Origin of the sequence: Clostridium pasteurianum BC1, from assembly GCF_000389635.1 — a bacterium.
In the GTDB taxonomy this organism is placed as follows: domain Bacteria; phylum Bacillota; class Clostridia; order Clostridiales; family Clostridiaceae; genus Clostridium_I; species Clostridium_I pasteurianum_A.
The window spans coordinates 2725098-2749891 of sequence record NC_021182.1; the positions used below are offsets into that span (position 1 = coordinate 2725098).

Consider the following 24794-nt stretch of genomic DNA (forward strand, 5'->3'; position numbering starts at 1 on the left):
CTATACAAATGGATTTCAACCCTGTGGAGAGTGTAGATTACAAACTCTTAAAAACAGGAAGCTCTTACTTCTTTAAGTTGGAGTAGTTCACAAATAAAAGAGAATTAACCCTCATCAATATTCTGCTGGTTAAACCGTACCTCTAAATTTCATCTTCCTCTGTAATATCCTTAAAGCTATCTACAAAATTGTCCAGTGAAGGTAGCTCCTCTAAATTTGATAGATTAAAATATCTTAGAAATTCTTCAGTAGTTCCATACAATATAGGTCTTCCCGGTGCCTCTAATCTTCCACATTCCTTAATTAAATTTTTCTCATGTAAACTAACAATAGCTCTATCGGATTTTACTCCTCTAATTTCGTCTATATCTATTCTTGTGACAGGCTGCTTATATGCAATAATAGCCAGAGCTTCTAAGGATGCTTGAGATAAAGATTGTCTTTTATTGGTTTTTAATAATTTTTCAATATATTCACTATTATGAGGCTTTGTAACTAACTGATAATTATCATCAATAGAGATTAATTTTATTCCTCTACTATTATCTTCATAAATTGCTGCCATTTCCTTTAGTAATTTATTAGTATATTTTAAATCACATTGAATTATATCAGCTATATTCTTTAAGTTTAATGGTTCCCCACTCACAAATAGAAGTGATTCAATTATTGAAAAATATTCATTTTTATTTGAAATTTCATTAATTTCTAACTGGTCTATACTATACTTCTTCACTGTTAAAAACCCTTTCAATATAAATTTCTTTAAAATTGCACTGTTGCAGTACTTTTACATTTTTAAGTTTTACCAATTCTAACAGTGCCAAAAATGTAACCACTATCTCAATTTTACTATTGCATCGTTTTTTTATATTTGAAAAAAATGTACTATCCTTAGTTTTAAAAATTGACATTAATTCATTTATTTTATCTTCTATTCTAAATTTATCAATAGGTATTTCTGTTGAAATAGCATTTTCTGTATTTATTTTACTTAAATATACGTTCATAAGCTTATCGTATAAGTTAAACAAATCTAACATGCTTACCCCTTTTAATAATTCCTCTGTAGAATGATCATTTTTCCTCAAATCCTCTATAATTTCAGGCTTTTTTATAAATATGATTCCAGTATTTTCTTCTCTTTCCTTGAAAAAATTGGCCAAAAGCTTGTACTTTTTATATTCCACCAGTTTTGATACCAACTCCATTCTAGGATCTTCTTCTTTTTCCTCTAAGTCTTCAGTTTTATTTTTAGGTAATAATAGTTTAGATTTAATTTCAAGTAAATTTGCCGCAATTACAATAAATTCAGAGGTTACCTCCAAATCCATTTCTTTCATTTCCTTTATATAACTTAAATATTGTGAAGTTATGTCATATATTTTTATGTCATATATGTCCATTTTATTTTTTTTAATCAAATGCAATAAAAGGTCAAAGGGCCCCTCAAAATTGTCTAGTTTAATATTTATTGACATAATAATTCTCCCAATTTAATTCTTTCTTTATTTTATGTAAGAAATGTTATAAGCACTATATATTATAAATCTCAATAATTAATATACAAGTCATAAATAAATATATAGCTTAAAATTATTATAAGCATCCATAAGTTTTATTATAAATTTTTATAGTTTACTCATATTATTAATTATAGGTTATCATATTCATAAATAGCTATTTGCAACTTTAGCATAACAATAACATTTTATCACATAGAAGTATATAGGACATCTAAAATAATAAATGAGTTTGATACTTATTAAATTCAGACCCTGATTTTACTTTATCCGATGACAACCCACTCTAATACTCCCACCATTTTTCGTAAAGTGGGAGTAAAGAGTGGACACGTCCCTGGATAACGATTTACCCTAAAGGACAACGAGTTCTAAGTATCATAAACCGATACTAATAACTCTGTTAGTTAGCATCAGATGGAACAAAAACTCCACCTGGTACCAAGAACTCTGTTTATCAGAGCCTGAAAAAACACAGTATAAAATTTAATAACTGTTTATTTATATTCCTTAAATAGCATTATCAAATACTCTACCAAAATTGTATTTGAAGTGCTCAAGTATTCCACCTTTTTTCACATCTCTATCACAATATAGCTTCACTTTACCGCATACCTTATTATCTTGATAGAATTCACAATATCCAATTTCATCACCTTTTTTAAAGCCTTTATCATTTTTATTATAAATGCATTTATGATCTATTTTTCCATTATTACCTCTAGGAACTACTAAACTCAAATCCTCCTTAGCTTTTGCTAAGAAAAATTTATCACCTTTTTTATTTAAATTTACCTTTTCAATATTGCTATCTTTTTGAACAATTTTTTTACTTTCGAATTTTGAAAAGCCATAAGTCATAAGCATTGACGCATCTCTATTTCTCACTTTATAAGTAGGTGCACCCATTATAACTACTAGCATTCTGACTCCATCCTTGGTTGCCGTTGCTGATATGCAATATTTTGCCTCTTCAGTAAAGCCTGTCTTTAGTCCATCACATCCTTTATAAAATCTTACTAATTTATTGTGATTAACAAGTTCAATGGGAGACTTTCTACCTTCACTGATAGTTTCCATATAGGTTCCTGAGTATTTTAAAATTTGAGAGTGCTTTAATAATTCTTTAGACATTAATGCTATATCATAGGCTGTAGTTAAATGCCCTTCAGCACTGAGCCCGGTACAATTTCTAAAACTAGTATCCTTCATTTCAAGTCTTTGTGCTTCTTCATTCATAATTTTCACAAAATTTTCTTCACTTCCGCCTAAATACTCTGCCATAGCCACTGCAGCATCATTTCCTGAAGCTATAGCTATTCCCTTTAAAAGTTCTTCTACAGTTCTTATTTCTCCCGTATCCAATATCATAGAACTTCCACCCATTTTTTTTGCATTTTCACTAACAGTAATCTTATCCGTCAGTTTAATTTTCCCACTATCCACATTTTCCATGGTAATGAGCATGGTCATTATCTTTGTTACTGATGCTGGTGCAAATTTTTCATGAGGATTTTTTTCATAAACTATCTTTCCTGTTGAAGGTTCTATTAATAGTGCAGATTTTGCGTCCACATCTGTACTGGATGAATTTTCACTTTTCTTACCTGCTGGTTCCAATACTTCTGCCGATATGGGAATGGAAAAAAACATGGTTGACATCATAACTGCACATAAAGTACTTGAAATAAGCTTACATTTTTTTATCATATATGTACCACCCTTTCTTATAAATTGTTTTAACAATTTTATTTTTACCAACTAAAAAAAGATTATCACACAATAGTAAAAAAATAGTCTAAAAGCTATTATTAATATTTAACATATATATAAATATAATGAAAGAGAGCACTAATTTATAGTACTCTCTTTCATTATATTTACAATTAATCATATAGACAGAGTTTTTGGTATCAAATGGAGTTTTCTATTTAAGCCTACTAACAAATTTCTAAGTCCCTATGTATAATACATAAAAATCCATATCCATGGACATAGCTACTCTTTACTATCATTTTTAATAAAAGCAATGTAAGTATTATAGCCACTAGTTATGGAAAAAAATACTAAATTTATTTAATTATCTCATATATATATTTAATGGCTTCAGGTTTTTCTTTTCCGATTTTAAAACTAGTTTCCACTATATTTTTGGCTTCAGTGCAATTCCCCATATTTGTATGTAATATAAAAACTGCATCTCCCTCATTGACTCTGTCACCATATTTTTTTACAACAGTTATACCTGCTGCAAAATCTATTTTGTCATCTTTAGTTCTTCTGCCTGCACCTAGTAACATTGCAGCAACACCTATATTGTCAGCTTTTATAGCTTCTATGTACCCACTTTCCTTTGCTTTTATTTCAACATGATATTTTGAATTTGGAAGTTTATCAGGTTTGTCAATTATCTCTGTATCGCCACCTTGTATTTTAATAAACTCTTTAAACTTCTCTATAGCTTTTCCGGATTTTATAATATCTTTTAACTTTTCATAGGCAGAATCAAAATCTTTAAAGGCGCCGCCTAATAGAACCATGTAGGCTGCAATAGTCAAAGCAACTGTGGTCTCATCTTCCGCTCCATTTCCCTTTAGCACTTCCATAGCTTCTCTTACCTCATTTGCATTTCCAATTTCATGACCTAAAGGCTCATTCATGTTAGTTATAATGGCTATAGTTTTTCTATTTAAAGCTTTACCTATAGCAACCATAGTTTCTGCTAGCTCTTTAGCATTATCTAAAGACTTCATAAAGGCTCCTGATCCAACCTTTACATCAAGTACAATGGCATCTGCACCGGCGGCTATTTTTTTACTCATTATTGAACTGGCAATAAGCGGTATGCTGTCCACACTTCCTGTTACATCCCTTAAGGCATAGGTCTTTTTATCAGCCGGTGTTAAATTAGCTGTTTGACCAGTAATAGCCATTTTGTATTTATTTACATTATCTATAAAAGTATTATAGTCTAAATTGGTATTAAACCCTTCAATTGCTTCTAATTTATCTATGGTTCCTCCTGTATGTCCCATTCCTCTACCTGACATCTTTGCAACTGGAACACCTACAGCAGCTACAAGAGGAATAACTATTAGTGAAATCTTATCTCCTACTCCTCCTGAAGAATGCTTATCCACCTTTATACCTTTAATACCGGATAAATCAACAGTATTTCCCGAGTTTACATAGGATAGTGTAAGATTTGATATTTCTGCTCTATTCATGCCTTTAAAATATACTGTCATTAAAAAAGCAGACATTTGATAGTCTGGTATACTGCCCTTTACATATCCAGATACAATAAATTCAATTTCATCTTTACTTAAGGCTTTGCCTTCTTTCTTTTTATTAATTAAATCTACCATTCTCATTTTAGTTTTCCCCTTTAATTTATTATAAACAGAGTTCTTAGTATCGGTTTGTGATACTTAGAAATCGTTATCCAGGGACGTAGCCACACTCTGCTCCCACTTTGAAGAAGGATGGGAGTATTAGAGTGGATAGTCATCGGATAAATATCTCACAAAAATACATAGAAGAAAATTATCTTATACTAAGTTGCAATTAAAATTGTTCATTTAATAAATAACATTTAGTTAGCAGCCACTTAAATTCAATGAATATTTTATTATGAATATAATTTATTGCAATATATATATTTTATAGATAAACAATTTCAGCTTCACATATTAAGTGAAAGTGAAATTTAAATAAATTGCATAATCTCTGTTTATAATGTTTACTTTTTCAAAATAGGATTAAATTTTTTCTATTATCGCCTTTACAATGAAGACAAATTTAATCTGAGCCTTATTGGCAGTTTCTAAAACCTTTTTATGATCTAATGGTTCTAAATTATCTGCTATTGCCATATCTGTAATACAGGAAATTCCAAGCACTCTCATGGACATGTGATTGGCTGCAATAACCTCTGGTACTGTAGACATTCCCACGGCATCTCCTCCTAATAATCTAAGCATTCTTAATTCAGCTGGAGTCTCATAATTGGGTCCTGTTACTGCTGCATAAACCCCTTTTTTAATCTTATATCCTAATTCTTCTGCACTTTTCTCTGCCAATATTATAAGCTCTTTATTATATGCCTTGGACATATCTGGGAATCTTGGCCCTAATTCTTCGTAATTTTTGCCTATTAAAGGATTTGTACCCATAAAATTAATATGATCCTCTATGAGCATCAAGTCTCCTGCTCCAAAATCTGGATTCATTCCTCCTGCTGCATTTGTTATAATTATATCTCTTATACCCAGAGCTTTTATAACCCGAATCCCAAAGGTTACCGTTTCCATTGAATAGCCTTCATAATAATGAAATCTGCCATTCATTGCAAGTACACATTTGCCCTTAATATTTCCAATTATCAATTCCCCAGCATGACCCGCTACAGTGGATACTGGAAATTCAGGTATATCTTCATATTTTATTACCAATTTATTATCTAAACTATTAGCCAGGCTGCCTAAACCTGTACCAAGTATTATTGCCAAATCTATTTTTTTATTGTATACATTTAATATATATTCCTTAGCCTTATTAATTTTTTCTACAATATTCATAGTAAATACACCTCTTTATCGTTATATTTCCTTAACTATATTGATTATAAAATTTTTAAATTTATCCTTAACTTTATTAGATGTTTCTACAACTTCTGCATGGTTTAAAGGTTTATCCAGAATACCTGCTGCCATATTGGTAATACAGGAGATTCCCAATACCTTTAAATTGCAGTGGTCAGCTGCAATAACCTCTGGAACAGTAGACATACCTACTGCATCTCCTCCTAATATTCTTGTCATTCTAATTTCTGCTGGAGTTTCATAGCAGGGCCCAGTCATCATTAAATAGATACCCTCTTTAACATCTAAGTTAAATTTATTTGAAATACCTTTTGCTATGCTGATCAGTTCCTTATTATAAGCACAGGACATATCAGGAAATCTAGTTCCTATTTTCTCGTCATTTCTTCCTATAAGCGGATTATTAAATGCAAAATTTATATGATCTTTAATAAGCATTAAATCCCCTGGATTAAAATCTGTATTTACTCCTCCAGCAGCATTTGTAACAATCAAATTTTCTACACCTAAATATTTCATGACATAAACTGGGAGTGATAAGTTTTCCATAGAATTACCTTCATAATAATGAAATCTTCCCTGCATCATTATTACATTTTTTCCTAAAAGTTCTCCAATTACAAATTGACCTGCATGACCTTTTACTGTAGATACAGGCATATTAGGTACATCACTATATTTTATAACAATCTTTTTTTCTAGAGCATCTGCTAGCTCTCCTAACCCTGAGCCAAGTATTATTCCTATTTTAGGTACTATATCTATAATATTTTTTATATAATCCACACTTTCAATTATAGTATTTTTATCCATATGAACCTCTCCTAAATTAATTTATCTTTAAAGCTTTCTCCATATAAATTATTTTTAATCTGTAATATATCTAGAACAGTTTTACCTATATCACAAAAACAGCTTCTTATCCCTAGATTTACACCACTTTTTATTGACTTACCATATACAAGCAGCGGTATATATTCTCTTGAATGGTCTGTACTTGGTGTTGTAGGATCACAGCCATGATCTGCAGTTATAATAAGAATATCTTCATTTTTCATAGCATTTATTATTTCCGGAAGCTTTTTATCAAACTCCACCAAAGCTTTAGCATATCCTTCTACATCATTTCTATGGCCGTAAAGCATATCAAAATCCACTAAATTTGTGAATATTAATCCCTCTTTGTCTGCTTTCATATACTCAATGGTCTTATCTACACCTTCACTATTATTTTTTATGTGTACTGCTTCTGTTACTCCTTTTCCATTAAATATATCTTCTATTTTCCCCACTGCCATAACATTTAAATTATCTTCTTTTACATATTCTAAAATTGTTTTATTAAAAGGATCTAAGGTAAAATCACGCCTATTGGGAGTCCTTGTATAAATTCCCTTTTCACCTACAAATGGTCTTGCTATTATTCTACCTACAGTATTTTCACCGGTAAGCATTTTTCGTGCTATTCTACACATATCATATAAATTTTCAAGTGGAATTACATCCTCATGGGCAGCAATCTGAAATACGCTGTCTGCTGAAGTATATACAATAGGATATCCCGTTTTAACATGTTCTTCACCAAGTTCTTTAATGATTTCCGTACCTGAAGCCACTTTATTACCAATTATTTTTCTTCCTATACTATCTTGAAACTTTTCAATAATTTCTGCTGGAAAGCCATTAGGAAAAGTTTTTAGAGGCTTTTCTAATACTACTCCAGAAATTTCCCAATGACCTGTTACAGTATCCTTACCCTTTGATAATTCAGCACACTTTCCATAGTTACCAATTGGATTATCAATTTTTTTTATTCCATGAATATCATTGATATTACCAAGCCCCAATTTCTCCATATTAGGCAGCCTTAACCCGCCAATGCTTTCTGCTATATTTCCAAGAGTATCGCTTCCCTCATCTCCATAAAGCTTTGCATCGTGCATTTCTCCTATACCAACGCTATCAAGTACTATTAGTATAACTCTATTCATAAAGTTTCATCTCCTAATTGAAATAATATATAAAAAATCTTTAAAGGTTCTGAAATTCTGTACCAATACTATTCAACATTCTAGAAATAATGTATAAAAAAAGCGACTATGTCGCTTTATCTGTAGGACTTTAGATTGTGAAATACAAAATATTGTTATGTAATCTATTTTATTTAATCAATGTAAGCACTTACCTTTTCTTACGGTTATCATGCTCTAGGATGTGCTTTTTTATATACTTCTGCAATTTTACTTTTTTTAGATATACCTGAGTAAATCTGGGTAGTTGATAAATCACTATGACCTAGTAGTTCTTGAATTGTTTTTATATCTGCACCATTTTGCAATAGATGTACTGCAAAAGAGTGCCTTAGGGTATAGGAATTTATAGGCTTATCAATTTTTGCCTCATCTGCATATTGTTTTACTATTTTCCAAAAGCCCTGCCTTGTCATTTTATTTCCATGAAGATTAAAATATAATAAATCCAAATTATTTATATTTAATTGTGATCTTATCTTTAGATAATTTTCAATCCACTTTACTCCATAAGAACCTATAGGTATCATTCTTTCCCTGTCCTTTAAACCTTTGCATTTAACATAAGAAAGCTTTATATTCACATCATATATAGTTAGGTTTAACAATTCTGTAACCTTTATACCTGTTGCATACATTATTTCAAGCATGCATTTATCCCTAACTCCCTTATTGGTTTCACAATCAGGCATGGATAGAAGCTTGTCTACTTCTTCTACTGTTAAAATAGCAGGTAAGGTTCTTTTTATCTTAGGTGACTGATATTGTATTACAGGATTACTTTCAATCTTGCCTATATTTATTAAATATTTATAAAAATTTCTTATAGAAACTATATTTCTTATAACAGATGAATTTGCCTTACCGCTTTTTTTTAAACTCTGTACATAAGCCATTATAATAACTACATCTACCTGATCGATACTTTCCTCTTTGCTCATAACAAACTCATGAAATTTCTTTATATCTCTTATATAGGCATCAAGCGTATTTGAGCTCAATTTTCTATTACTAATATGGCTAATATAACTATTTACTAAATCGCTCATAAATTTTCTCCCAAAATTCATATAAAATATGTCTAGCTAACTAGTGGCTAATTTGAATAAATATATAAAATTATAAATAATGCGTTTATCCCACTCAAGTACATTATATACTAAAATGCTATTATTATGAACCTCTGACTTGCTAATAAATAAATAAATCGAATAATCAACTAACTTTGGAAGTATAACACCCAAAAAAATAAGGATCAAAAAACATTTCATAATTAAAATTACAGCATCAATGAATTCAACCTTCTCAATCAAGAGCTATCACAGTCCCCTCTTATGCAATTGCTTTAATAATATTAGGCGTTATATAAGTTTCAAAAGATAAACCCACAAACATGCATGCCGATATTATAACGAATACTATAGAATAGGACATTATTCTTGAAGAAATGCCCGTTGTCCAACGTTTTTTACCATTATCTTTTATCATCATTAAAGAGAATTCCATTGCTAATACAGATCCAATTATTATACAAGGTATATATACAATATTTTGAGGAATAACAGATAAAAGTGCAAGCCATATTCCTTTGAAGCCCATGCCATTTACAAAAAAAGTCACGGTAAAACCAATGGTAAATCCCTTTATTACATCCAGTACCAAGATTATTGGAATTCCAATCATAGTTAATCCCAAAAACCATACTATTAACAATACTGGTATATTATTTTTTACCGTTTCAAAGAAAAGTTGGTTATAATTGATATTCTTTGAATTGTAAGTTTGTATAAATGATGATAGATAATTTAAAAGGTCACTTTTTTCAAATCCACTCATATACCTTACAGTGTAAACTCCAAGTACAATACCTGTACACAAACAAATAGCACTCAATATATATAACCATAAATTGTTTTGCAAATGATTTGATATTAAGTTCTTAAAAAATACCATTTTCATTAATTATTCCTCCCATCGTTAATCACCTTTTTATATAATACTTATGATTAGCTATAGGATAATATGATAATTTTATTAAGTACTATACTAGGTAGTCATAAATATGCCAACTATAAATACATAAAAGCACTTATAGTTTTTGCATCTATTATAGCACCTTTTATTATCATTTCTTTTACATCTTTAGTCTTTACCTCTTTAATATTTATAAATTCATCTTCATCTCCACCAATTTTACCTTCGTATAAATCTTCAGCTTTATAAAAATAAATATATTCATTGCAAAAACCCGGAGACGTGGCAATCTTTCCTAAATATTTAAAATTATTTGCCTTATATCCCGTTTCTTCTTCAAGTTCTCGCCTTCCACATTGTTCTGTATTCTCACCAGATTCAAGTTTACCAGCCGGAAGTTCAATCAGTACTGTTTCCAAGGGCTTCCTAAATTGTTCCACCATAAGTATTGTATCTTTATCTTTAAAAGCTATAATAGCAACTCCACCAGGATGCCTTACTATCTCTTTACTTGAATATTTACCATTTTGAAGCTTAACCTTTTGTAAAAGCAATTCTATTACGTTACCTTTATATAAGCTCTTCTCACATACAGTTTCTTCTTCTAGTCTCATAAGAAATTCCTCCAAATTAAAAAATCTTCTTTTATACAAATTATATTTTAATTTTAATGACCTAAAATATAATTGTCAAATTTAGCTACAATTATCAATATTAATTATATGTTATTCTATCAGCTTAAAATTTTCTAAATTAAAGCTATATTTTAGTAAAAGACATAAATTTGATACTCTTTTTTCCTAGAATACTCTATATTTCAATAATAAAACTTAATTTTTACATGAAATAATAAATTATTTTATAAATACTATCAATTTATTAATAATGTTATAATTTATCAAATATCTTCTAATTATTTTATATTTTTTTATATTAATTTTACATATATGAGACAATATTGTATCTAAGCTATAGAATATGTATAAACTAAAAGTAGAAAGCAAACTTATTTATATATATTTGATATCTTCTATATATGGATATTGCAATAAATTGTCTTTATTGCAATATGGCTACTTTGTTTAAATTCTGTTTTCAGCTGTTTCTATTAAAAATATAAATTTAATTACAATCTATATTTTTAAAATTTTTACCACGTCTTCTATTGAAAGTACATAATTTTAATATAGTTATCTGAAAGCTTAATAAATATAAAATTACTATAATTAGAAAAGAGGTAAAATGTATGAAAGGTAAAATTATAAAACAAAATTATAAAACAAAAGAAGACATACATTTTGGAAATCTAGGAGAATATGCTTTTACTTATAATAGTGTAGATTATCATGTAGGAGATGTAGTTTTTATCATGGATACCTCTTTTACTAGAAGAACAACTTTAGTTGTAAAAGTTGAAGAAGGATATTATGTAAATGGCTATCCAGGAACATTAAATGGCTTTATTCACAAATGTGATATTCTTCAGCTTCGTATAATTAGAAAGTATACAGAGTTGACAAACAATAGATACATTGATGGATTTACTATAAAGATAGATAATTATGATATAAATGAAATATCAAATATGACTAATAATCAAATAGCAAAAATGCTTAAAACAGAAGATAAACTTAGCCTAATCGAGTTATCCATAAATTTACTATTATCAAATTTTCATAATTTAAATAAATTAGAAAAAATTAAGTTATATAAATTAGGGGAAGAATACAGCATCTTATATGAAATACTAAAAGATCAAGAAGATATGAAAATAATTAATAAATTTACAAAAGAAACTATAAAATAATAAAACCTGCAAATAAACAAAATTTCATACATTATCTTGCAAACAACATTCAAACTAAAATTTCTAAAATATCATACTAAATTAATTTTTCTAAATCATTATCTGTATATACTTTGTTTTATTATATATATTATGATTAGCAAATCCAAATTGTTCAGTAACAATATCTCTTGTTTCATCTTTTTAGGCCTTACGCAGAAATCTGTGTAAGGCCTATTTTATGCTAATCTTTCCTTTGCTTTCATTCTTTCTATAGTCTTTTTATCCAATTTTTATATCTTAATTCTTTAATTACTATTAACCTTATTTTTCTTATACCTATTTATAAAGTTTATTTTTAATATTTTGGTACTCTATAGATGTTAATATTATCATTATAATATCAAAAATTGTTAATACTATAAGTCCCACAGAATGATTAAGCATATAGCCATAAATTTGATAGATAATGAATAAAGTTAAAGATAATATAGTAAGTGGATAAGCAAAGGTCTTTTTCCTCCACAATAGAACAACAAGAATCAGCTTTATTATTCCATGAGATATTAAATAAAAAACACCGAAGTGCTGAGTACTTAAATTAAACCTTAAACTTGACTTTATAAAAAAATTTGCAATAATATCTCTTGGATCTTCTGACAATTCATGCTGCGTTAATAAAACAACTAATTTATTTAATCTATTTGGATTCAAAAATATTAGTAAAATTCCACCTATAATTTGTAGTATTGCATCTACTCCTTTTAGCAATATTCCAATTTCAAAACCTTTGTGAAATATATTATTTTTGTTATTTTTTTTAATTTTCAACACCCCATTACTAAATATCATTGTTTTTTCTCCTCAACAGTACATTTAACTTTAGTTTTGTCATATTATTTATTTTAATGTTCATGTTTCACTAAAATTTTATTAAATTATTAATAGAGTTTTATCACTCTATATAATACACTTAAATTCACAAATTCACTAGCAATCATTTCATTTCTCGTCTTAGTTTGTCCATTTACTTACTATGACTTAAAATGAAGTTTTCTCTTTCTTAAGCTCAACTTCTGAATAAAATTCTATTCATAGTACGATGATTTATATTAATCATGATAAAGATTAACATAAAAGTTACCATTAGTGGACAATGCAGCAAAGGCTACTTCTTTTATGTTTTCAATTCCTTTTTTCTTTAATTCTTTATAGAGCCATTGTTGCGTTAAGCTATTTTGTTTTAGATTTTTTTCTATAACTTTTCCTTCTAAGACTAGTTCAATTGCAAGATTTTCATGTTTTGTTGATAAATAAAGTGATTGTGAGGTTAATGGACAGTTTTGAGGTTTTAGTTGAACACTTAGCTTTCCACTAGTTTCAAGGATAGCAAATTCAACTTGGCAAATATCAAACACTTTTTCCTGTCTTAGTTGTTGATTTAGGTAATCATAAGAATAGTTTAAGCTAGTCAAATTTTCCTTTAAAATTTTCCCATTTTTAATTAAAATAGTTGATTCTCCAGCAAAAAATTTACGAAAAGACTTATATTTTAGAGAAAAATAAGATACTAATGATATAATTAATGTTACAAGTATAATGGAAAGAATAAAATTTAAAATATGTATTTTTACGTTAAAAGCTAGATTGCCTGCTATGGTTCCAAGAATAGTAGCTGCAATATAGTCAAAATAAGTTAGGTTAGATAAACTTCTTTTATTTAAAAATTTAGTAGCTGCAAAAAGAAATATGAGGGCTGAAAACACTCGTAATACTATATTTAAGGGTTCAAACAAAAAAATCGCCTCCAATATTATATTTTAAAGAATAGTAAATTACTTAATATTAACCTTAATTTTCTTCTATTTATTCATAAACTTTATTTTTAACATTCTGGTATTCCATAAATGTTAATATTATCATTATAATATCGAAAATTGTTAATCCTATAAGCAATGGGGAATGCCTATGTGAATAACGATATATTTGATAAACAATGAATAGAGCTAAAGAAAATATGGTAAGTGGATAAGCAAACATCTTTTTCTTCAACAACATAGTAACAAGTATTAACTTTATTACCCCATGAGAAATCAAATAAAAAACAGCAAAATGCTGAGCACTTAAATTAAATCCTAAACTCGATTTAACAATAAAGTTTGCAATGGTATCTCTTGGATTTTTTGATAATTCATGTTGCGTTAATAAAACAACTATTTTATTTAATCTATGGGGATTTAAAAATACCAGTAAAATTCCACCTATCATTTGAAATATTGAATCAATTCCTTTTAATAATATTCCTATTTCAAAACTTTTGTGGAGTATATTATTTTTTTTATTAATTTTTTTGTTTTCTAATAGCTCATCGTTCAACATCATTATTTCTTCTCCTCAATAGCACATTTAACTTTAGTTTTGATATATTCCCTATTTCATATTCATGTTTTACCAAAATTTCATTAAAATATCATTAAAATTTTGCCAACATTCTTAAACACTCTAAAAAATGAAAGGTGGTATAAAATTTCTACCTCTATGAAAAAAGCTATAGCTGGGATTATAATTATCGCTATAATATGTATTGCAGGATTTTACTCATATTCATACATTACTGCAAAAAATAATTTTACTATAAAAGAATTGCAGGGATATGGAAGTGGTGAAGAATTACTCTGGACTGATAATTTAAAATATAATAAATATGATATTAGTTTTGGAACACTTAATTAAACTTGTCATAGTAATAGGATAACTTTACATGCTAATAATACTAAGATTAATTATTTGCATAAGAAAATCTACTATCTAATAGTGATAGTAGATCATAATGTATTATATAATGAATTTTTATATTAAGGTTTAGTTTGGTATTCCACTACGTGTTTTCTATCTACTTCAGATACATTTAATACCTTATAACCTTTCTTTTCTAATTTCTTAGATGCTTTAATAAATTGCTCTTTACTTCTATAAGTTCTCGTAGTAAATTTTTTCATATATTATCATTCCCTTCTAAATAAGTGCAAAATATTAGAATAGTTTTAGTTTATCCCATTTAAGGTTTTATAATAACTATATCTTGTTGGAAACAATATGTATATTTATGATACCCTAGATTTAATTGCATATATACTTAACAAAAATATAAGTTTTAAATTAAAGATAACAGAAACATGATTAAGTATAACAAATTCATGATTATCTACTATATTTATTGATATTCCTCCTCTGTTATATGACTTAATAAATTATATATATTATTACTTGTTGTTGAATATTTCACTTGTTCTATAGTTTTAGCACTACAATTATCATCTAAGATATATTGTGCCTCCGAAATTTCTTCTTTTAAAATTAAATAATCCACACTACCTTCTTCTAAACTTTTTAATTCCTCTTTTTTTAAACGTAATATATTACTCAGACTTTCTTCTAATTGATCTTTATTACTTACACTTTCATTATCAGGATAAAACTCCGAAACACCTTGACTTAATATAAGTTCATTCGGAGTTAACACTTCATTACCTCTTTTTTTAATTACTTTTATTATAGAACTAATAAGTTCTTCTATATTTTCATTCTTTGAAATACTCACATCTAATATTAATTGTTTTACCATGTTTATCACGCTCCTATTTTTTTATTATATTTTATACCTCTTAAAATGTTTTATGCACAATCTTCAAGTCTTTCAATTGTCTTTTTTACAACTTTTGATTAATCACTTGACTTACCGAATTGAATCAACTATTGTTTGGTAACTGTCTTAGATTTTCGGATATAGTTAGCCCTTGAAAATCGAGCTACAACTATTGTTTGGTTTACTGCATGAGTTCCCATCAATACTTCCGTTGTTTTTATCTCTAATTCTCTACTAATTGCTATACGCCCACAATCTCTCTAATGCAATTGATGAATATATTAGCTTCTACAATACAAAGAGATTACAAAAAAGACTAAACGGTCTAGGCCCATTAGAATTTAGGACTTTAGCCGCTTAGGTTAATTTTTATTATTTTCACTGTCTACTTGACAGGGTGCAGTTCATATCGTATTAAATATGCATTATTTTAATAAAATTTATTTAATATATAAATAAAACCTAGAAATACTACTTAAACCAATGTATAATTTTTTTATAAATCATTATATCAATGATAAAAATTATTATATAATATATAATAACGTAAGTTTAAAAATTTAAATAATTCGAGGTTATAGTAAAAATGAAAACACCATTAGGATATCAAATTACAGAATATGATTGTGTTCCAACAACTTTTATAAATGCTTTAAAGTATCTATTTCAAAGAGATGAAATCTTCCCAGAAGTTATAAAAAATATTTATATGTATAGTTTAGATACTTATAATAGAAACGGAAAATCAGGTGGAAATGGTACATCATATTTTGCAGTAGAATTAATAAGTAATTGGCTAAATGAATTCTCTAAATCACATAATTTTAAGATCCAATGCGAAACATTAGAAAGCGAGGAAATAAATTTAAAAACTGATAGCAAGATTTATGAATGCTTAAACAACGATGGAGTTGCTGCTGTAAAAGTTTATTTTGATCCAAATATATATCATTATGTTCTACTCACGTCTATTGATGATGATTATGTATATGTATTTGATCCATACTATAGAAAAAGAAATTTTAAAGATAAGGAAATAGAGATTATAGTGGATAAGTCAGAAATTCATAATAGAAGAATAAGTAAAAGTAGATTTACAGAAAAAGAAGAAAAATTTTATGCTATGGGTCTTGTGAAAGAGCGAGAATGTACTTTACTATATAAATTATAGCTGAAAATAAAAAAAGGGTATAAGCAATTAAGCCTATACCCCTTAAAAAGAGAGATATTGCTATCGCTTAAAAATGATAGCAATTTATTTTATTATTTAATGCCTACATAATGTCGTCGTTGAAATCTATTTTATCAATTGCCACTTTTGCACATTCGTATGTACGTCCTGAACCAATACCAACTTTATCAGCTATAATATTTCTAACTTCCCATTTTTCACCCTCCGAACCATTGTCCGTAGGGTATCCACCAGACAACATTCTTTTTTTAGCCTTTTTCTTTTCAATTTCTTGCCATAATTTACCTTCCTGTGCTTTTTGAGTCATTGTTTTTTCACGACTTTGATTTTCAACAAGTAATCATTCAAGTTCTGCATTGTCATCTTTGAATTTAATTTTCCGATACTTGTTCATAAACTTTATTTTTAATATTCTGATATTCTATAAGTGTTAATATTATCATTATAATATCAAAAATTGTTAATCCTATGAGCCATGGTGAATGCCTAATCTCTAGTATCTATTACTTTTGTTATTAAGCCTTCTATTGTGTTATAGCCTGGATTACCATATGGTATAACAAAAGAGAATTGTTTAGCCATAGATAAAACTTCTTTGTAGTTTGTTCCTAATACATGTGGTAATTGTTTGCTTGCTCCTGGTTCATGGATTATTGTTTCTACACCATTATTTATTATTTTTACTCTATACATAAAATCTCCCCTTTAAGGTATGAAAAAAGGACTTAGAAATTAATCTAAATCCTTCTTAAGAACTTTAACATTATTATCCTATTGTGAATATAAATTTCTAATTCCTCTAATTATTGTTTGTCTATGTTATTTTGTTACATTTTTTATCTCCTATTTTCGCACTTTTAAATAATGAAATCATTAAGCAATCATAAAACAAAATAAATGGTATAATTATAAATATCAAAACAATTTACACCCCTATTACATGCTATTATAATTATATTACATATCATGGTATAAATTGCTAAATATTTATATTAATTCCATATGTTTTTGGTTATATTTTTATTAAGCGAATTGGCAAATGTAATAACTATAGCGATATCTATTACACCTTGTTTACTATTGCGAATCCTATGTTCCCACTTCCTAATATATCCATTTCTATCTACAAGTGGTTATTTATAATGGTTTATGGATATTTATAAATACGAATATTTACTATTGCGAACCAAATTAAATCATTCTCTAACTGCTCAAAAGTATCTCCATAAGTAAATCCTATTATTTTAATACCGTTAAAGGTTTTTGGAGTTAAATCCTCATTATAAGCCTTCTTGTAATAGGCCCAATACCAGCAAACGTGTCATTAAGTGCAAAGTAGCCTCAATAAATTAGATAAAATAAATGGTCATATTATTTATTTTAACTAGTAAAGTTCTTCTATTACAGTTTTAAGCTATTTTGTAGGTAAATATATTTAGTAATTTATTCAAAGTAAAGTTATTTACACCTTACAACATTTATTTTACTTGAAATATCTACACATCAAATCTAATTTTATGAAGTAAATTACATATAATGGTATATACTTTTCAGTACATGACACGGCTGCTAATATTTATCCCTATTCATGAAAATGAGTGCTGTTACACAAGCAAAACCCCTTCAGATACGGTTGAAGGAGTTTTTAAATACTATTTTTTCTCAATGATAACGAATAAAACACCAGTAAGAATTAGGATGGCGCCTATCCAAAATGTTACACCTATGTTCTCTCCTAGAATAAGCCATCCGAGTAATGTCCCAACCACGGGTTGAAAGAAGAAAAATAGCCCTCCACTTGAGGCGTTAAGCATTTGTAATCCACGATTCCAAAGTAAAAATCCACATGCGGTTGATATAATACCCAAATACAAGACTCCTCCCCAAATGGTCGGATGAATCAGTTGTGAGATATTAATTGCGTGTAACCGTGGCAAAACAAAAGGTGTCAACACGATTAGGGATACCAAGATGGAATACGTCGTTACTACAATTTGTGAATAATTACTCGGCACGCGCTTTACAAGTACAGACATGAGTGCCCATGTCAAAGCAGCAATAAGCAGTGAGATACCACCAAGTTTACTAGACAAATTCACATGACCGCCTCCAACAATGAGAAAAACCCCAATTGTCGCTAAACAAACGGAGAGTCCCTTTTTTAACGTCAACCGTTCTTTAAGGAGTAAGCGAGCAAAAATAACCATAAATGCTGGTGTTGAAGAAGTAATAATGGCTCCCATTTGTGCTGAGGATAGCATTGTACCAGTTTCCTGTGTAACAATTGAAATCGCGTTACCAATTATTCCAATGGCTATGATTATTAAGAAATGACGTTTATCGATTCGCCATTTTTGTCGTGTTATTAAGCCGATAGCGAGAAGTGCGACAATAGCCACTAAATATCGCATCCACACAAGTTCCAGTGGAGGTATGACTGATACTACAATTTTAACAACAACGTACATGCCACCCCAAATACTGGCAGCTAAAGCTAAATATATAGAACCTAATATGGTGTTTTTCATTTTTTATACCCTCCGTCTTTTATTTAGGTCGAAAATGCCCCTAACGGAGAGATGTAGTCACCTTCACTCCATTAAGAGCAGAAGAGTACTACTGGTACATCATTTTCAAATAATGGACTCCAATACATTTTGATTCACCTCTATTCCAATCTAACTACGATTATCTATGTTCTATTATAGCAGAATATTTTAAGTTTTTTAAAGCATAAAATATATTTTCAAATTACATATTAAAAAGCACCCTTTTAAGCTGACTTACGGACAGTGAATTGCATTAAATAAGAATAATAAACATAAAAATCATTTACAAGATTATATTTCCAAATAGTAATAATGCAATAATATGCTTATAAAGATAATATAATCATAAACATGAAATTAATGTAATAGAGAATGGGTATACTGGTGCCTTACTATTAAAGAATATATTTACTTTTTTTGCCATATTAGATGTCATAAAGTATCAAATTAAATTTTAAGGCATATTTTTTTCTATTAGAATCATAACATCTGTTAAACCATGTCAATCCACTGCTGAATAAGCTGTATATTCTAACTATTTTATTTCTTATCTTTTTAGTTGCGCCTATTATCTTACTCTTCTTATTCTTAGAACAATCTGCTCCTAATATTATCATCCATGTATATGCTATACATAAGCATAAATATAAGTTTTCAAAATATATAAGACTGTTTGTCCATGTATCTTCCATATTGAAGCCACTGGATTTTAAATCTCTAAACATTTCTTCTATAATAAATCTTTTCTTATATTCATTAACAGCATTCTTACTATCAAGATTGGTTACTATATACCAGGTATCCGCTGCTTCTTCTGCCTTACAAACTGCTAAATTGCATCTATATTTTTCAGCACTTAGTAAAATTCCATTAAACTTTTTTACGCCTTTTTTTAGAGTTTTTATATCTCTAAGGTATTTTATTTTTTCTTTCCCTTCTATATTTACAAGCATATCATTGGTACATCTTATACAATATTTCCATCCTATTTTATTTATAAACTTAAATAAATCTATACTCTTAAAACCTCTATCTGCCAGCAATACAACTTCATAATTATATGAACTTATAAGATCCTTAATCTCTTCTATTCCCTGTTTTATATGTTTGAAATTTTTATTATCTTTTTCATTATATTCAAATATTTTATACCATAGTGGAACTGCTCTTTTTCCCACTTTCAGCGAAAATTTAAGTATTAAAAATTTATCTTCCAGTGTTGTATGGTCAAATATTACAACCAGTTTATTAGTGGTACTTCTTTTTATATAATTTATCATAATTTCATCGATAAAATTATAATATAGGTAGTCTGACTTTATTGTTGAACTTGAAAAAAATCTATAAATTCTTTTTATTTTACTTTCTTCATTGGCTTCTGTATAGTAATCCTTTAGCTTTTCTGATATTTCTGAGATTATAACTGATTTTGATAACAATATTCCCAAAACAATATATACTAAATTTTTTAGTTTCTTGGATGATATGGGTAAAATCTCATATAGCATTTTTCCTAATTCTGCGGTAATATATTCTTGATTGTTAAGCATAGCCAATTCTCCTTTTTTATAAGTTTGTTTGTCCGAATTTAACTTATATTTTAGGGCTTGGCTATGTTTTTTTCTATCCTTTTTTTCATGTTACTTTATTCCATGTTAATTTTTCTCTTTTTACTGTCCTTACGTCAGCCCTTTTAAGAGTGCTCTTACTTATTTTTTGAGGTCAGCTGCTTCTTCCTGCTCTACAAATTCTTTCATTCTAGCATTAACCCAAGTCGAAACTCTAATACCCTTCTTCTCAGCTATCTTTATAAATCTTTCATAGACATCAGGATCTATTGTCATGTTCGCTTTTCTTACCGCCAAGTAAATCACCTCAGTGAAAGTATTGACACGAACATATGTCTATAAACATATTTGGATGAAATAAGTATTTAGGATTATTAATGCTTATTAATACGCATTATATTCCTATTATTCAATAAAATAAATAGAGAGTAGATCCACCACTCTCATCATATAAGATATTAGTAATTAACAAAGAATACGCTAAATTTTATTGTTATAGATAGGCGTTTCCTTTGAAGCAGCTTTGCATAACGACATTACTATTATGCATTCTACTAAAGCAATACTAGAGATAAATATTAAAAATGACATATAAAATCACCTCGTTAAACAATAGTTTCTCTTCCTTTTCTAATATTTTATCATAAATTTATACCCATGTAAACATTTTCATATATTTTCTTTTAACTTATACTTAATCAATTTTCCTATTGTGCAATAAAAAATTATAATTTTGATCTAAATTTTCCTAATTTTCGGAGACTCTCCATTCTCAATGCTGATAATTGCCCTGTTAATAAAGGATATAGTATCATGGTAAAACCCTGTACCCATAGATTTCATGTTTTTTTCTTTTTTATCTTGTTCTTCTGAAAACACTTTCAAAGATAGTAATTTTTTCTTAAAACTACTGGAATCATCTAATGACAATATGAAATCTAAGGTTTTTCCTGCTGGTTCTCGTAGAGCATTACCTGCACTATAATTCCTTGTAGCACTGGGTGTTAACCACTGTTTTGACCATCTTTTCAAAAATCAAAAAACTTTTTTATATTCTTTTTCCTCATCTATCAATGCAATGCCCCTTTTCCTTCCTTAATGCATAAATTCTACATAAACTGATTTTATACTTTTTCCCATATTTTCTCATGCATCAATTTTTGATTTACGAATTCAAGTGCTGTTTCAATTTCTTTTTTATTGTTTTCTAATTGACTCTTTAATTCCTTGATTATTATAAAATTATGCTTATTGTTTACAAATGTAATTTTCTCTTTTACTCTCATATAAAATAGCCATAGTCCTTTTATCAACTATAGCTTTAAACACTTTTTCATTTTCAACACTCACTGAATTAGATTGGTATATAACTAAATCATTTTTCGCCAATTGTTTTCTAATATTTTCATTAGGCTCGTACAACAAACTAAAATATCTTTTATTTTCTATAAGTCCATCGAGTACTCTCTTAGCATAATCTATTTCTGTAAGCATTACATTTGCTTCATTCGGATATTGTGTACTAATAATAATACCTAATTTATTATCTAATGTAATCTGACTAGAACGCATTGCATCAATTGGATAATCGTCTAATAATCTTGATTCATCAGCTAAATATATATTAGCCAATTTACATTCAACTACATCCCTTTTAATTTTGAATCTACTTTCTAGTAAAGGACTACATTTTATTATCTTTCTTACTGCTAACCTTAGCTCGGAGAATAATTTGTAGTCTGGTGCAACTGAGAAAACCTAGGCTCTAATAACATACCAATAATGAATATTATTGCACTTCCAAAAGTTCTATAATTCTTTCTGCTTATCTCCAATAAAGATGTTTCATAAAAACTGGATGCATCATTAATTTAAGTATTCCACAAACTTTATTGAACATATTTTCATCTATGTATGCTTCATTATCTTTACCATCTACTATATTAATCCAACTTTGTGCTTGTTTTTTAACATATGTTCCCACATAATTATTATCTTTTTGGATACACCATTTACAATATTTATATGCTTTACTATCCTTAATATTATCCATTTGAATCACCACTTAATATTTGAAGCAATGGATCTTGTTTATCCTGTTCTTTTTTAACGTTCATGACTGATAATTTCGCCCTTGCAGAAGGACTAAAACCAATTTCCATACAACATTTATTAAATATTGCATTATAATCTTTATAAATTGTACTTGCAGGATTTCTAACAAATGTTCCATCTGATTTTGGTGTTACTAATCCATGTTCATCTAATATTTTTTTACATTCTTGCATCCTTACAATTGCATCTACTGTGGTTTCTAATATTGTTATATCCAAATTATTCAATATTCCACTGGCTTGTAATTCTTGTACTAAAAATTTATATAATTTTTTTTCATCCTTAGAAAGGTGTCTTGGTGGCTTATAAACTAAGTCATCATTACCTTTCAATTTTTGTTCTGCTTGTTTTCTTTGTTGAATTTCTTCTTTTGTCAAATGAGATGCTTGTAAATCGACTGGTTTTGATGCTCTTTCCATATTATCCACCACCTTTCTAATTGATAATTGCTATTATTTAACATTAAATGTGTCCATTTCGTAATTTTTTGAGAAGGGGAAAGCCCATGTGCTTCCCGTAAGCCTATTTTTTGCAAATAAAAAAGAGCGGGGGGATATTATTCCTTCCAACTCTCTACTAAACTCTTATATTCACCAATATTTTCTATCCTAAGCCCATAAATATTATAATAATCTTTTAAATGTCTTAATAATCTAATTAAATTACTCTTATATTGTGTTTTATATAACTCATGTATATCTTTATGTGCATCCTGACTTAGTCCTATAAGGTTGGCCCTATCATATGCCTGTGTCTTATCCTGTAGTATCTCAACAATATGATGCACACAATCAACTGTTCGTATCACACCATCAATATGAATGAGTATAGACATATACTATTACAATCATCTATTACTTCCTGCCTTATCTTATCCCATCTTATATCATTGTATATCTTACTATCACCCCTACTATTCCTGTACTTACTACGCTCCTTAGATACTACTGGACATACATGGTTCATATCAACTATCCCGCAATACTTACATGTTTTCTTAGAAATATATCTCACCTTCTTTAATTAATGTCTTGGTATAATTTACATGTTGATATTACATTTGGCTTTTAATATAATAAAGCCTAACAATAGAGATCCCTTTCACATTTGTCTATTGTTACTGGAAACAATAATATTAAAAACTATTGGTTTAGTTTCACAAGATTAAAGGATGGATTTCTTTAATCTTGTTTTTTTATTGCCATCTTTTACTTTGACTATCTTTGACTTTAACGTAAAAAAATAAGTACAATTGTTGCACTTACTTAATTAATCTATTATTTAATTTGATATTTGGCTTCAACATATTGAATAACTTTACTACTAGGATCATCGTTATCAAACTGTATTGCACTTACTGTATATATTCCTTTGCTTAATTGATCACCCTTTAAGCTTAAGCTAATCTGTGTCATCGAACCTAATTGTTCTTTAGTAAAAAACTTCTTATTAATATAAATATAACTTGCTTTATTTCCATCAAAATTACTTGCATCTAATACTATTTATGTAATCTTTGTATCTTTTTGAACCATTAACGTAGGTATGTTACCATTTTCGCTAGTTCCTGCTGGAGTAGATACATATATCTTACCATTGCCAATTTGTTGTTGACATTCTGGAAATTTAACTATATCTTTCTTCACTTCTGTTTCAGTAGTAGTAAACTGTTGTTTTACATCTGTATTTGTTTCAGTCTTTGCTCCACAACCTATAATTCCTAACATTAATAAAGATAAACTAACTGTTATTATAATCTTTTTCATTTCATTCCTAACTTTCTTAGGAATATTATACCACTTTATGT

Annotated in this window: 30 protein-coding genes and 1 pseudogene; 4 read left to right on the plus strand and 27 right to left on the minus strand. The window is 28.3% G+C overall.

Translation table 11 applies throughout. From position 1 onward, the window contains the following. Window positions 1–142: 142 nt before the first annotated feature. From scpB to CLOPA_RS12850, 10 genes are all read right to left on the minus strand, one after another. Entirely contained in the window at window positions 143–736 is a 594-nt protein-coding gene (gene scpB / locus CLOPA_RS12800; protein WP_015615857.1) for an SMC-Scp complex subunit ScpB, read from the minus strand. After that, window positions 723–1481: a segregation/condensation protein A gene (locus CLOPA_RS12805; protein WP_015615858.1), complete on the minus strand. Its 759-nt coding sequence runs from the start codon at window positions 1479–1481 to the stop codon at window positions 723–725. Before CLOPA_RS12805 ends, scpB begins: the two co-directional genes overlap by 14 nt. A gap of 552 nt (window positions 1482–2033) precedes the next feature. Further along, the gene (locus CLOPA_RS12810) at window positions 2034–3188 is read right to left on the minus strand and encodes a D-alanyl-D-alanine carboxypeptidase family protein (protein ID WP_431602580.1); all 1155 of its coding nucleotides are present in this window, start codon (window positions 3186–3188) and stop codon (window positions 2034–2036) included. Window positions 3189–3595: 407 nt separating this feature from the next. Beyond that, window positions 3596–4897, minus strand: a complete 1302-nt coding sequence (locus tag CLOPA_RS12815; protein WP_015615860.1) for a pyrimidine-nucleoside phosphorylase — start codon at window positions 4895–4897, stop codon at window positions 3596–3598. Between the two features lie 387 nt (window positions 4898–5284). Next, window positions 5285–6103: a purine-nucleoside phosphorylase gene (locus CLOPA_RS12820; RefSeq protein ID WP_015615861.1), complete on the minus strand. Its 819-nt coding sequence runs from the start codon at window positions 6101–6103 to the stop codon at window positions 5285–5287. 21 nt (window positions 6104–6124) lie between these two features. Continuing rightward, window positions 6125–6940: a purine-nucleoside phosphorylase gene (locus CLOPA_RS12825; RefSeq protein WP_015615862.1), complete on the minus strand. Its 816-nt coding sequence runs from the start codon at window positions 6938–6940 to the stop codon at window positions 6125–6127. Between the two features lie 11 nt (window positions 6941–6951). Next, window positions 6952–8118 (minus strand): phosphopentomutase, encoded by a 1167-nt coding sequence (locus CLOPA_RS12830; RefSeq protein WP_015615863.1) that lies wholly within the window; start codon window positions 8116–8118, stop codon window positions 6952–6954. Window positions 8119–8327: 209 nt separating this feature from the next. Next, window positions 8328–9206, minus strand: coding sequence for a site-specific tyrosine recombinase XerD (gene xerD / locus CLOPA_RS12835; protein WP_015615864.1), 879 nt, complete (start codon window positions 9204–9206; stop codon window positions 8328–8330). Window positions 9207–9489: 283 nt separating this feature from the next. Further along, complete coding sequence (spoIIM, locus tag CLOPA_RS12845; RefSeq protein WP_015615866.1) at window positions 9490–10116, minus strand: stage II sporulation protein M; 627 nt, start codon at window positions 10114–10116, stop codon at window positions 9490–9492. 110 nt (window positions 10117–10226) lie between these two features. Beyond that, entirely contained in the window at window positions 10227–10745 is a 519-nt protein-coding gene (locus CLOPA_RS12850; RefSeq protein ID WP_015615867.1) for an NUDIX hydrolase, read from the minus strand. 632 nt (window positions 10746–11377) lie between these two features. On the opposite strand from CLOPA_RS12850, the gene CLOPA_RS12855 reads away from it, so the two are divergent. After that, window positions 11378–11938 carry a hypothetical protein gene (locus CLOPA_RS12855; RefSeq protein ID WP_041710883.1) on the plus strand — a complete coding sequence of 187 codons (561 nt, stop codon included), beginning with the start codon at window positions 11378–11380 and terminating at the stop codon, window positions 11936–11938. Between the two features lie 318 nt (window positions 11939–12256). Here the strand turns inward: CLOPA_RS12855 and CLOPA_RS12860 are convergent, their stop codons facing one another. The 3 genes from CLOPA_RS12860 to CLOPA_RS12870 all read right to left on the minus strand — a co-directional run bounded on the left by CLOPA_RS12860 (window position 12257) and on the right by CLOPA_RS12870 (window position 14299). After that, entirely contained in the window at window positions 12257–12769 is a 513-nt protein-coding gene (locus tag CLOPA_RS12860) for a DUF2127 domain-containing protein (RefSeq protein WP_015615868.1), read from the minus strand. A gap of 260 nt (window positions 12770–13029) precedes the next feature. Further along, on the minus strand, window positions 13030–13713 hold the full coding sequence (locus tag CLOPA_RS12865) for a YetF domain-containing protein (protein WP_015615869.1): 684 nt from the start codon (window positions 13711–13713) through the stop codon (window positions 13030–13032). Window positions 13714–13783: 70 nt separating this feature from the next. After that, window positions 13784–14299 carry a DUF2127 domain-containing protein gene (locus CLOPA_RS12870; protein ID WP_015615870.1) on the minus strand — a complete coding sequence of 172 codons (516 nt, stop codon included), beginning with the start codon at window positions 14297–14299 and terminating at the stop codon, window positions 13784–13786. Window positions 14300–14455: 156 nt separating this feature from the next. On the opposite strand from CLOPA_RS12870, the gene CLOPA_RS12875 reads away from it, so the two are divergent. After that, window positions 14456–14650 (plus strand): hypothetical protein, encoded by a 195-nt coding sequence (locus CLOPA_RS12875; protein WP_041710884.1) that lies wholly within the window; start codon window positions 14456–14458, stop codon window positions 14648–14650. A 122-nt stretch (window positions 14651–14772) separates the two neighbouring features. Here CLOPA_RS12875 and CLOPA_RS25625 read toward each other — a convergent pair whose 3' ends face one another. Further along, window positions 14773–14916: a hypothetical protein gene (locus CLOPA_RS25625; RefSeq protein WP_015615872.1), complete on the minus strand. Its 144-nt coding sequence runs from the start codon at window positions 14914–14916 to the stop codon at window positions 14773–14775. Window positions 14917–15131: 215 nt separating this feature from the next. Further along, entirely contained in the window at window positions 15132–15542 is a 411-nt protein-coding gene (locus CLOPA_RS12880; RefSeq protein ID WP_015615873.1) for a hypothetical protein, read from the minus strand. Window positions 15543–15819: 277 nt separating this feature from the next. Here CLOPA_RS12880 and CLOPA_RS24415 point away from each other — a divergent pair. Both CLOPA_RS24415 and CLOPA_RS12885 read left to right on the plus strand, forming a co-directional pair. Continuing rightward, window positions 15820–15924 (plus strand): annotated as a pseudogene (locus CLOPA_RS24415) (IS3 family transposase); the annotation flags it as partial. A gap of 225 nt (window positions 15925–16149) precedes the next feature. Next, window positions 16150–16734: a hypothetical protein gene (locus tag CLOPA_RS12885; protein WP_015615874.1), complete on the plus strand. Its 585-nt coding sequence runs from the start codon at window positions 16150–16152 to the stop codon at window positions 16732–16734. Window positions 16735–16837: 103 nt separating this feature from the next. Here the strand turns inward: CLOPA_RS12885 and CLOPA_RS12890 are convergent, their stop codons facing one another. The 12 genes from CLOPA_RS12890 to CLOPA_RS23810 form a co-directional block, all read right to left on the minus strand. After that, window positions 16838–17062, minus strand: a complete 225-nt coding sequence (locus CLOPA_RS12890) for a hypothetical protein (protein WP_015615875.1) — start codon at window positions 17060–17062, stop codon at window positions 16838–16840. Window positions 17063–17241: 179 nt separating this feature from the next. Continuing rightward, window positions 17242–17448: a hypothetical protein gene (locus tag CLOPA_RS12895; protein WP_015615876.1), complete on the minus strand. Its 207-nt coding sequence runs from the start codon at window positions 17446–17448 to the stop codon at window positions 17242–17244. A gap of 959 nt (window positions 17449–18407) precedes the next feature. Beyond that, window positions 18408–19283: a DMT family transporter gene (locus tag CLOPA_RS12900; RefSeq protein ID WP_015615877.1), complete on the minus strand. Its 876-nt coding sequence runs from the start codon at window positions 19281–19283 to the stop codon at window positions 18408–18410. A gap of 446 nt (window positions 19284–19729) precedes the next feature. Continuing rightward, entirely contained in the window at window positions 19730–20854 is a 1125-nt protein-coding gene (locus CLOPA_RS23795) for an IS4 family transposase (RefSeq protein WP_015614406.1), read from the minus strand. 159 nt (window positions 20855–21013) lie between these two features. Beyond that, the gene (locus CLOPA_RS26495) at window positions 21014–21148 is read right to left on the minus strand and encodes a hypothetical protein (protein WP_278246068.1); all 135 of its coding nucleotides are present in this window, start codon (window positions 21146–21148) and stop codon (window positions 21014–21016) included. A gap of 462 nt (window positions 21149–21610) precedes the next feature. Further along, window positions 21611–21904 carry a hypothetical protein gene (locus CLOPA_RS12915; protein WP_015615880.1) on the minus strand — a complete coding sequence of 98 codons (294 nt, stop codon included), beginning with the start codon at window positions 21902–21904 and terminating at the stop codon, window positions 21611–21613. Window positions 21905–21996: 92 nt separating this feature from the next. Then, complete coding sequence (locus tag CLOPA_RS25630; protein WP_015615881.1) at window positions 21997–22158, minus strand: hypothetical protein; 162 nt, start codon at window positions 22156–22158, stop codon at window positions 21997–21999. Further along, on the minus strand, window positions 22121–22504 hold the full coding sequence (locus CLOPA_RS25785; RefSeq protein ID WP_051115649.1) for a hypothetical protein: 384 nt from the start codon (window positions 22502–22504) through the stop codon (window positions 22121–22123). The genes CLOPA_RS25630 and CLOPA_RS25785 overlap by 38 nt, the downstream gene beginning before the upstream one ends. A gap of 193 nt (window positions 22505–22697) precedes the next feature. After that, window positions 22698–22925, minus strand: coding sequence for a hypothetical protein (locus CLOPA_RS25790; protein WP_051115650.1), 228 nt, complete (start codon window positions 22923–22925; stop codon window positions 22698–22700). After that, window positions 22918–23406 (minus strand): phage terminase small subunit P27 family, encoded by a 489-nt coding sequence (locus CLOPA_RS12925; RefSeq protein ID WP_015615882.1) that lies wholly within the window; start codon window positions 23404–23406, stop codon window positions 22918–22920. Before CLOPA_RS12925 ends, CLOPA_RS25790 begins: the two co-directional genes overlap by 8 nt. A 137-nt stretch (window positions 23407–23543) precedes the next feature. Next, window positions 23544–23822 carry a hypothetical protein gene (locus CLOPA_RS12930; protein WP_080648315.1) on the minus strand — a complete coding sequence of 93 codons (279 nt, stop codon included), beginning with the start codon at window positions 23820–23822 and terminating at the stop codon, window positions 23544–23546. A 670-nt stretch (window positions 23823–24492) separates the two neighbouring features. After that, window positions 24493–24753: a hypothetical protein gene (locus CLOPA_RS23810; RefSeq protein WP_051115651.1), complete on the minus strand. Its 261-nt coding sequence runs from the start codon at window positions 24751–24753 to the stop codon at window positions 24493–24495. Window positions 24754–24794: the final 41 nt, after the last annotated feature.

Bases quoted from the DNA above. Each gene is read 5' to 3' on its own strand.
- CLOPA_RS25790 (WP_051115650.1), bottom strand. From the start codon at position 22,925: ATGGATAATATTAAGGATAGTAAAGCATATAAATATTGTAAATGGTGT.
- CLOPA_RS12810 (WP_431602580.1), bottom strand. From the start codon at position 3,188: ATGATGTCAACCATGTTTTTTTCCATTCCCATATCGGCAGAAGTATTG.
- CLOPA_RS12875 (WP_041710884.1), top strand. From the start codon at position 14,456: ATGAAAAAAGCTATAGCTGGGATTATAATTATCGCTATAATATGTATT.
- CLOPA_RS12930 (WP_080648315.1), bottom strand. From the start codon at position 23,822: ATGTCTATACTCATTCATATTGATGGTGTGATACGAACAGTTGATTGT.
- CLOPA_RS12825 (WP_015615862.1), bottom strand. From the start codon at position 6,940: ATGGATAAAAATACTATAATTGAAAGTGTGGATTATATAAAAAATATT.
- CLOPA_RS23795 (WP_015614406.1), bottom strand. From the start codon at position 20,854: ATGCTTAACAATCAAGAATATATTACCGCAGAATTAGGAAAAATGCTA.
- CLOPA_RS12900 (WP_015615877.1), bottom strand. From the start codon at position 19,283: ATGAAAAACACCATATTAGGTTCTATATATTTAGCTTTAGCTGCCAGT.
- CLOPA_RS12880 (WP_015615873.1), bottom strand. From the start codon at position 15,542: ATGGTAAAACAATTAATATTAGATGTGAGTATTTCAAAGAATGAAAAT.
- spoIIM (WP_015615866.1), bottom strand. From the start codon at position 10,116: ATGAAAATGGTATTTTTTAAGAACTTAATATCAAATCATTTGCAAAAC.
- CLOPA_RS23810 (WP_051115651.1), bottom strand. From the start codon at position 24,753: ATGAAAAAGATTATAATAACAGTTAGTTTATCTTTATTAATGTTAGGA.
- CLOPA_RS12885 (WP_015615874.1), top strand. From the start codon at position 16,150: ATGAAAACACCATTAGGATATCAAATTACAGAATATGATTGTGTTCCA.
- CLOPA_RS25630 (WP_015615881.1), bottom strand. From the start codon at position 22,158: ATGAGAGTAAAAGAGAAAATTACATTTGTAAACAATAAGCATAATTTT.
- CLOPA_RS12870 (WP_015615870.1), bottom strand. From the start codon at position 14,299: ATGATGTTGAACGATGAGCTATTAGAAAACAAAAAAATTAATAAAAAA.
- CLOPA_RS12895 (WP_015615876.1), bottom strand. From the start codon at position 17,448: ATGTATAGAGTAAAAATAATAAATAATGGTGTAGAAACAATAATCCAT.
- CLOPA_RS26495 (WP_278246068.1), bottom strand. From the start codon at position 21,148: ATGACAATAGATCCTGATGTCTATGAAAGATTTATAAAGATAGCTGAG.
- CLOPA_RS12890 (WP_015615875.1), bottom strand. From the start codon at position 17,062: ATGACTCAAAAAGCACAGGAAGGTAAATTATGGCAAGAAATTGAAAAG.
- CLOPA_RS12860 (WP_015615868.1), bottom strand. From the start codon at position 12,769: ATGATATTTAGTAATGGGGTGTTGAAAATTAAAAAAAATAACAAAAAT.
- CLOPA_RS25625 (WP_015615872.1), bottom strand. From the start codon at position 14,916: ATGAAAAAATTTACTACGAGAACTTATAGAAGTAAAGAGCAATTTATT.
- CLOPA_RS12820 (WP_015615861.1), bottom strand. From the start codon at position 6,103: ATGAATATTGTAGAAAAAATTAATAAGGCTAAGGAATATATATTAAAT.
- CLOPA_RS12830 (WP_015615863.1), bottom strand. From the start codon at position 8,118: ATGAATAGAGTTATACTAATAGTACTTGATAGCGTTGGTATAGGAGAA.
- CLOPA_RS12855 (WP_041710883.1), top strand. From the start codon at position 11,378: ATGAAAGGTAAAATTATAAAACAAAATTATAAAACAAAAGAAGACATA.
- CLOPA_RS12805 (WP_015615858.1), bottom strand. From the start codon at position 1,481: ATGTCAATAAATATTAAACTAGACAATTTTGAGGGGCCCTTTGACCTT.
- CLOPA_RS12925 (WP_015615882.1), bottom strand. From the start codon at position 23,406: ATGGAAAGAGCATCAAAACCAGTCGATTTACAAGCATCTCATTTGACA.
- CLOPA_RS12850 (WP_015615867.1), bottom strand. From the start codon at position 10,745: ATGAGACTAGAAGAAGAAACTGTATGTGAGAAGAGCTTATATAAAGGT.
- xerD (WP_015615864.1), bottom strand. From the start codon at position 9,206: ATGAGCGATTTAGTAAATAGTTATATTAGCCATATTAGTAATAGAAAA.
- CLOPA_RS12815 (WP_015615860.1), bottom strand. From the start codon at position 4,897: ATGAGAATGGTAGATTTAATTAATAAAAAGAAAGAAGGCAAAGCCTTA.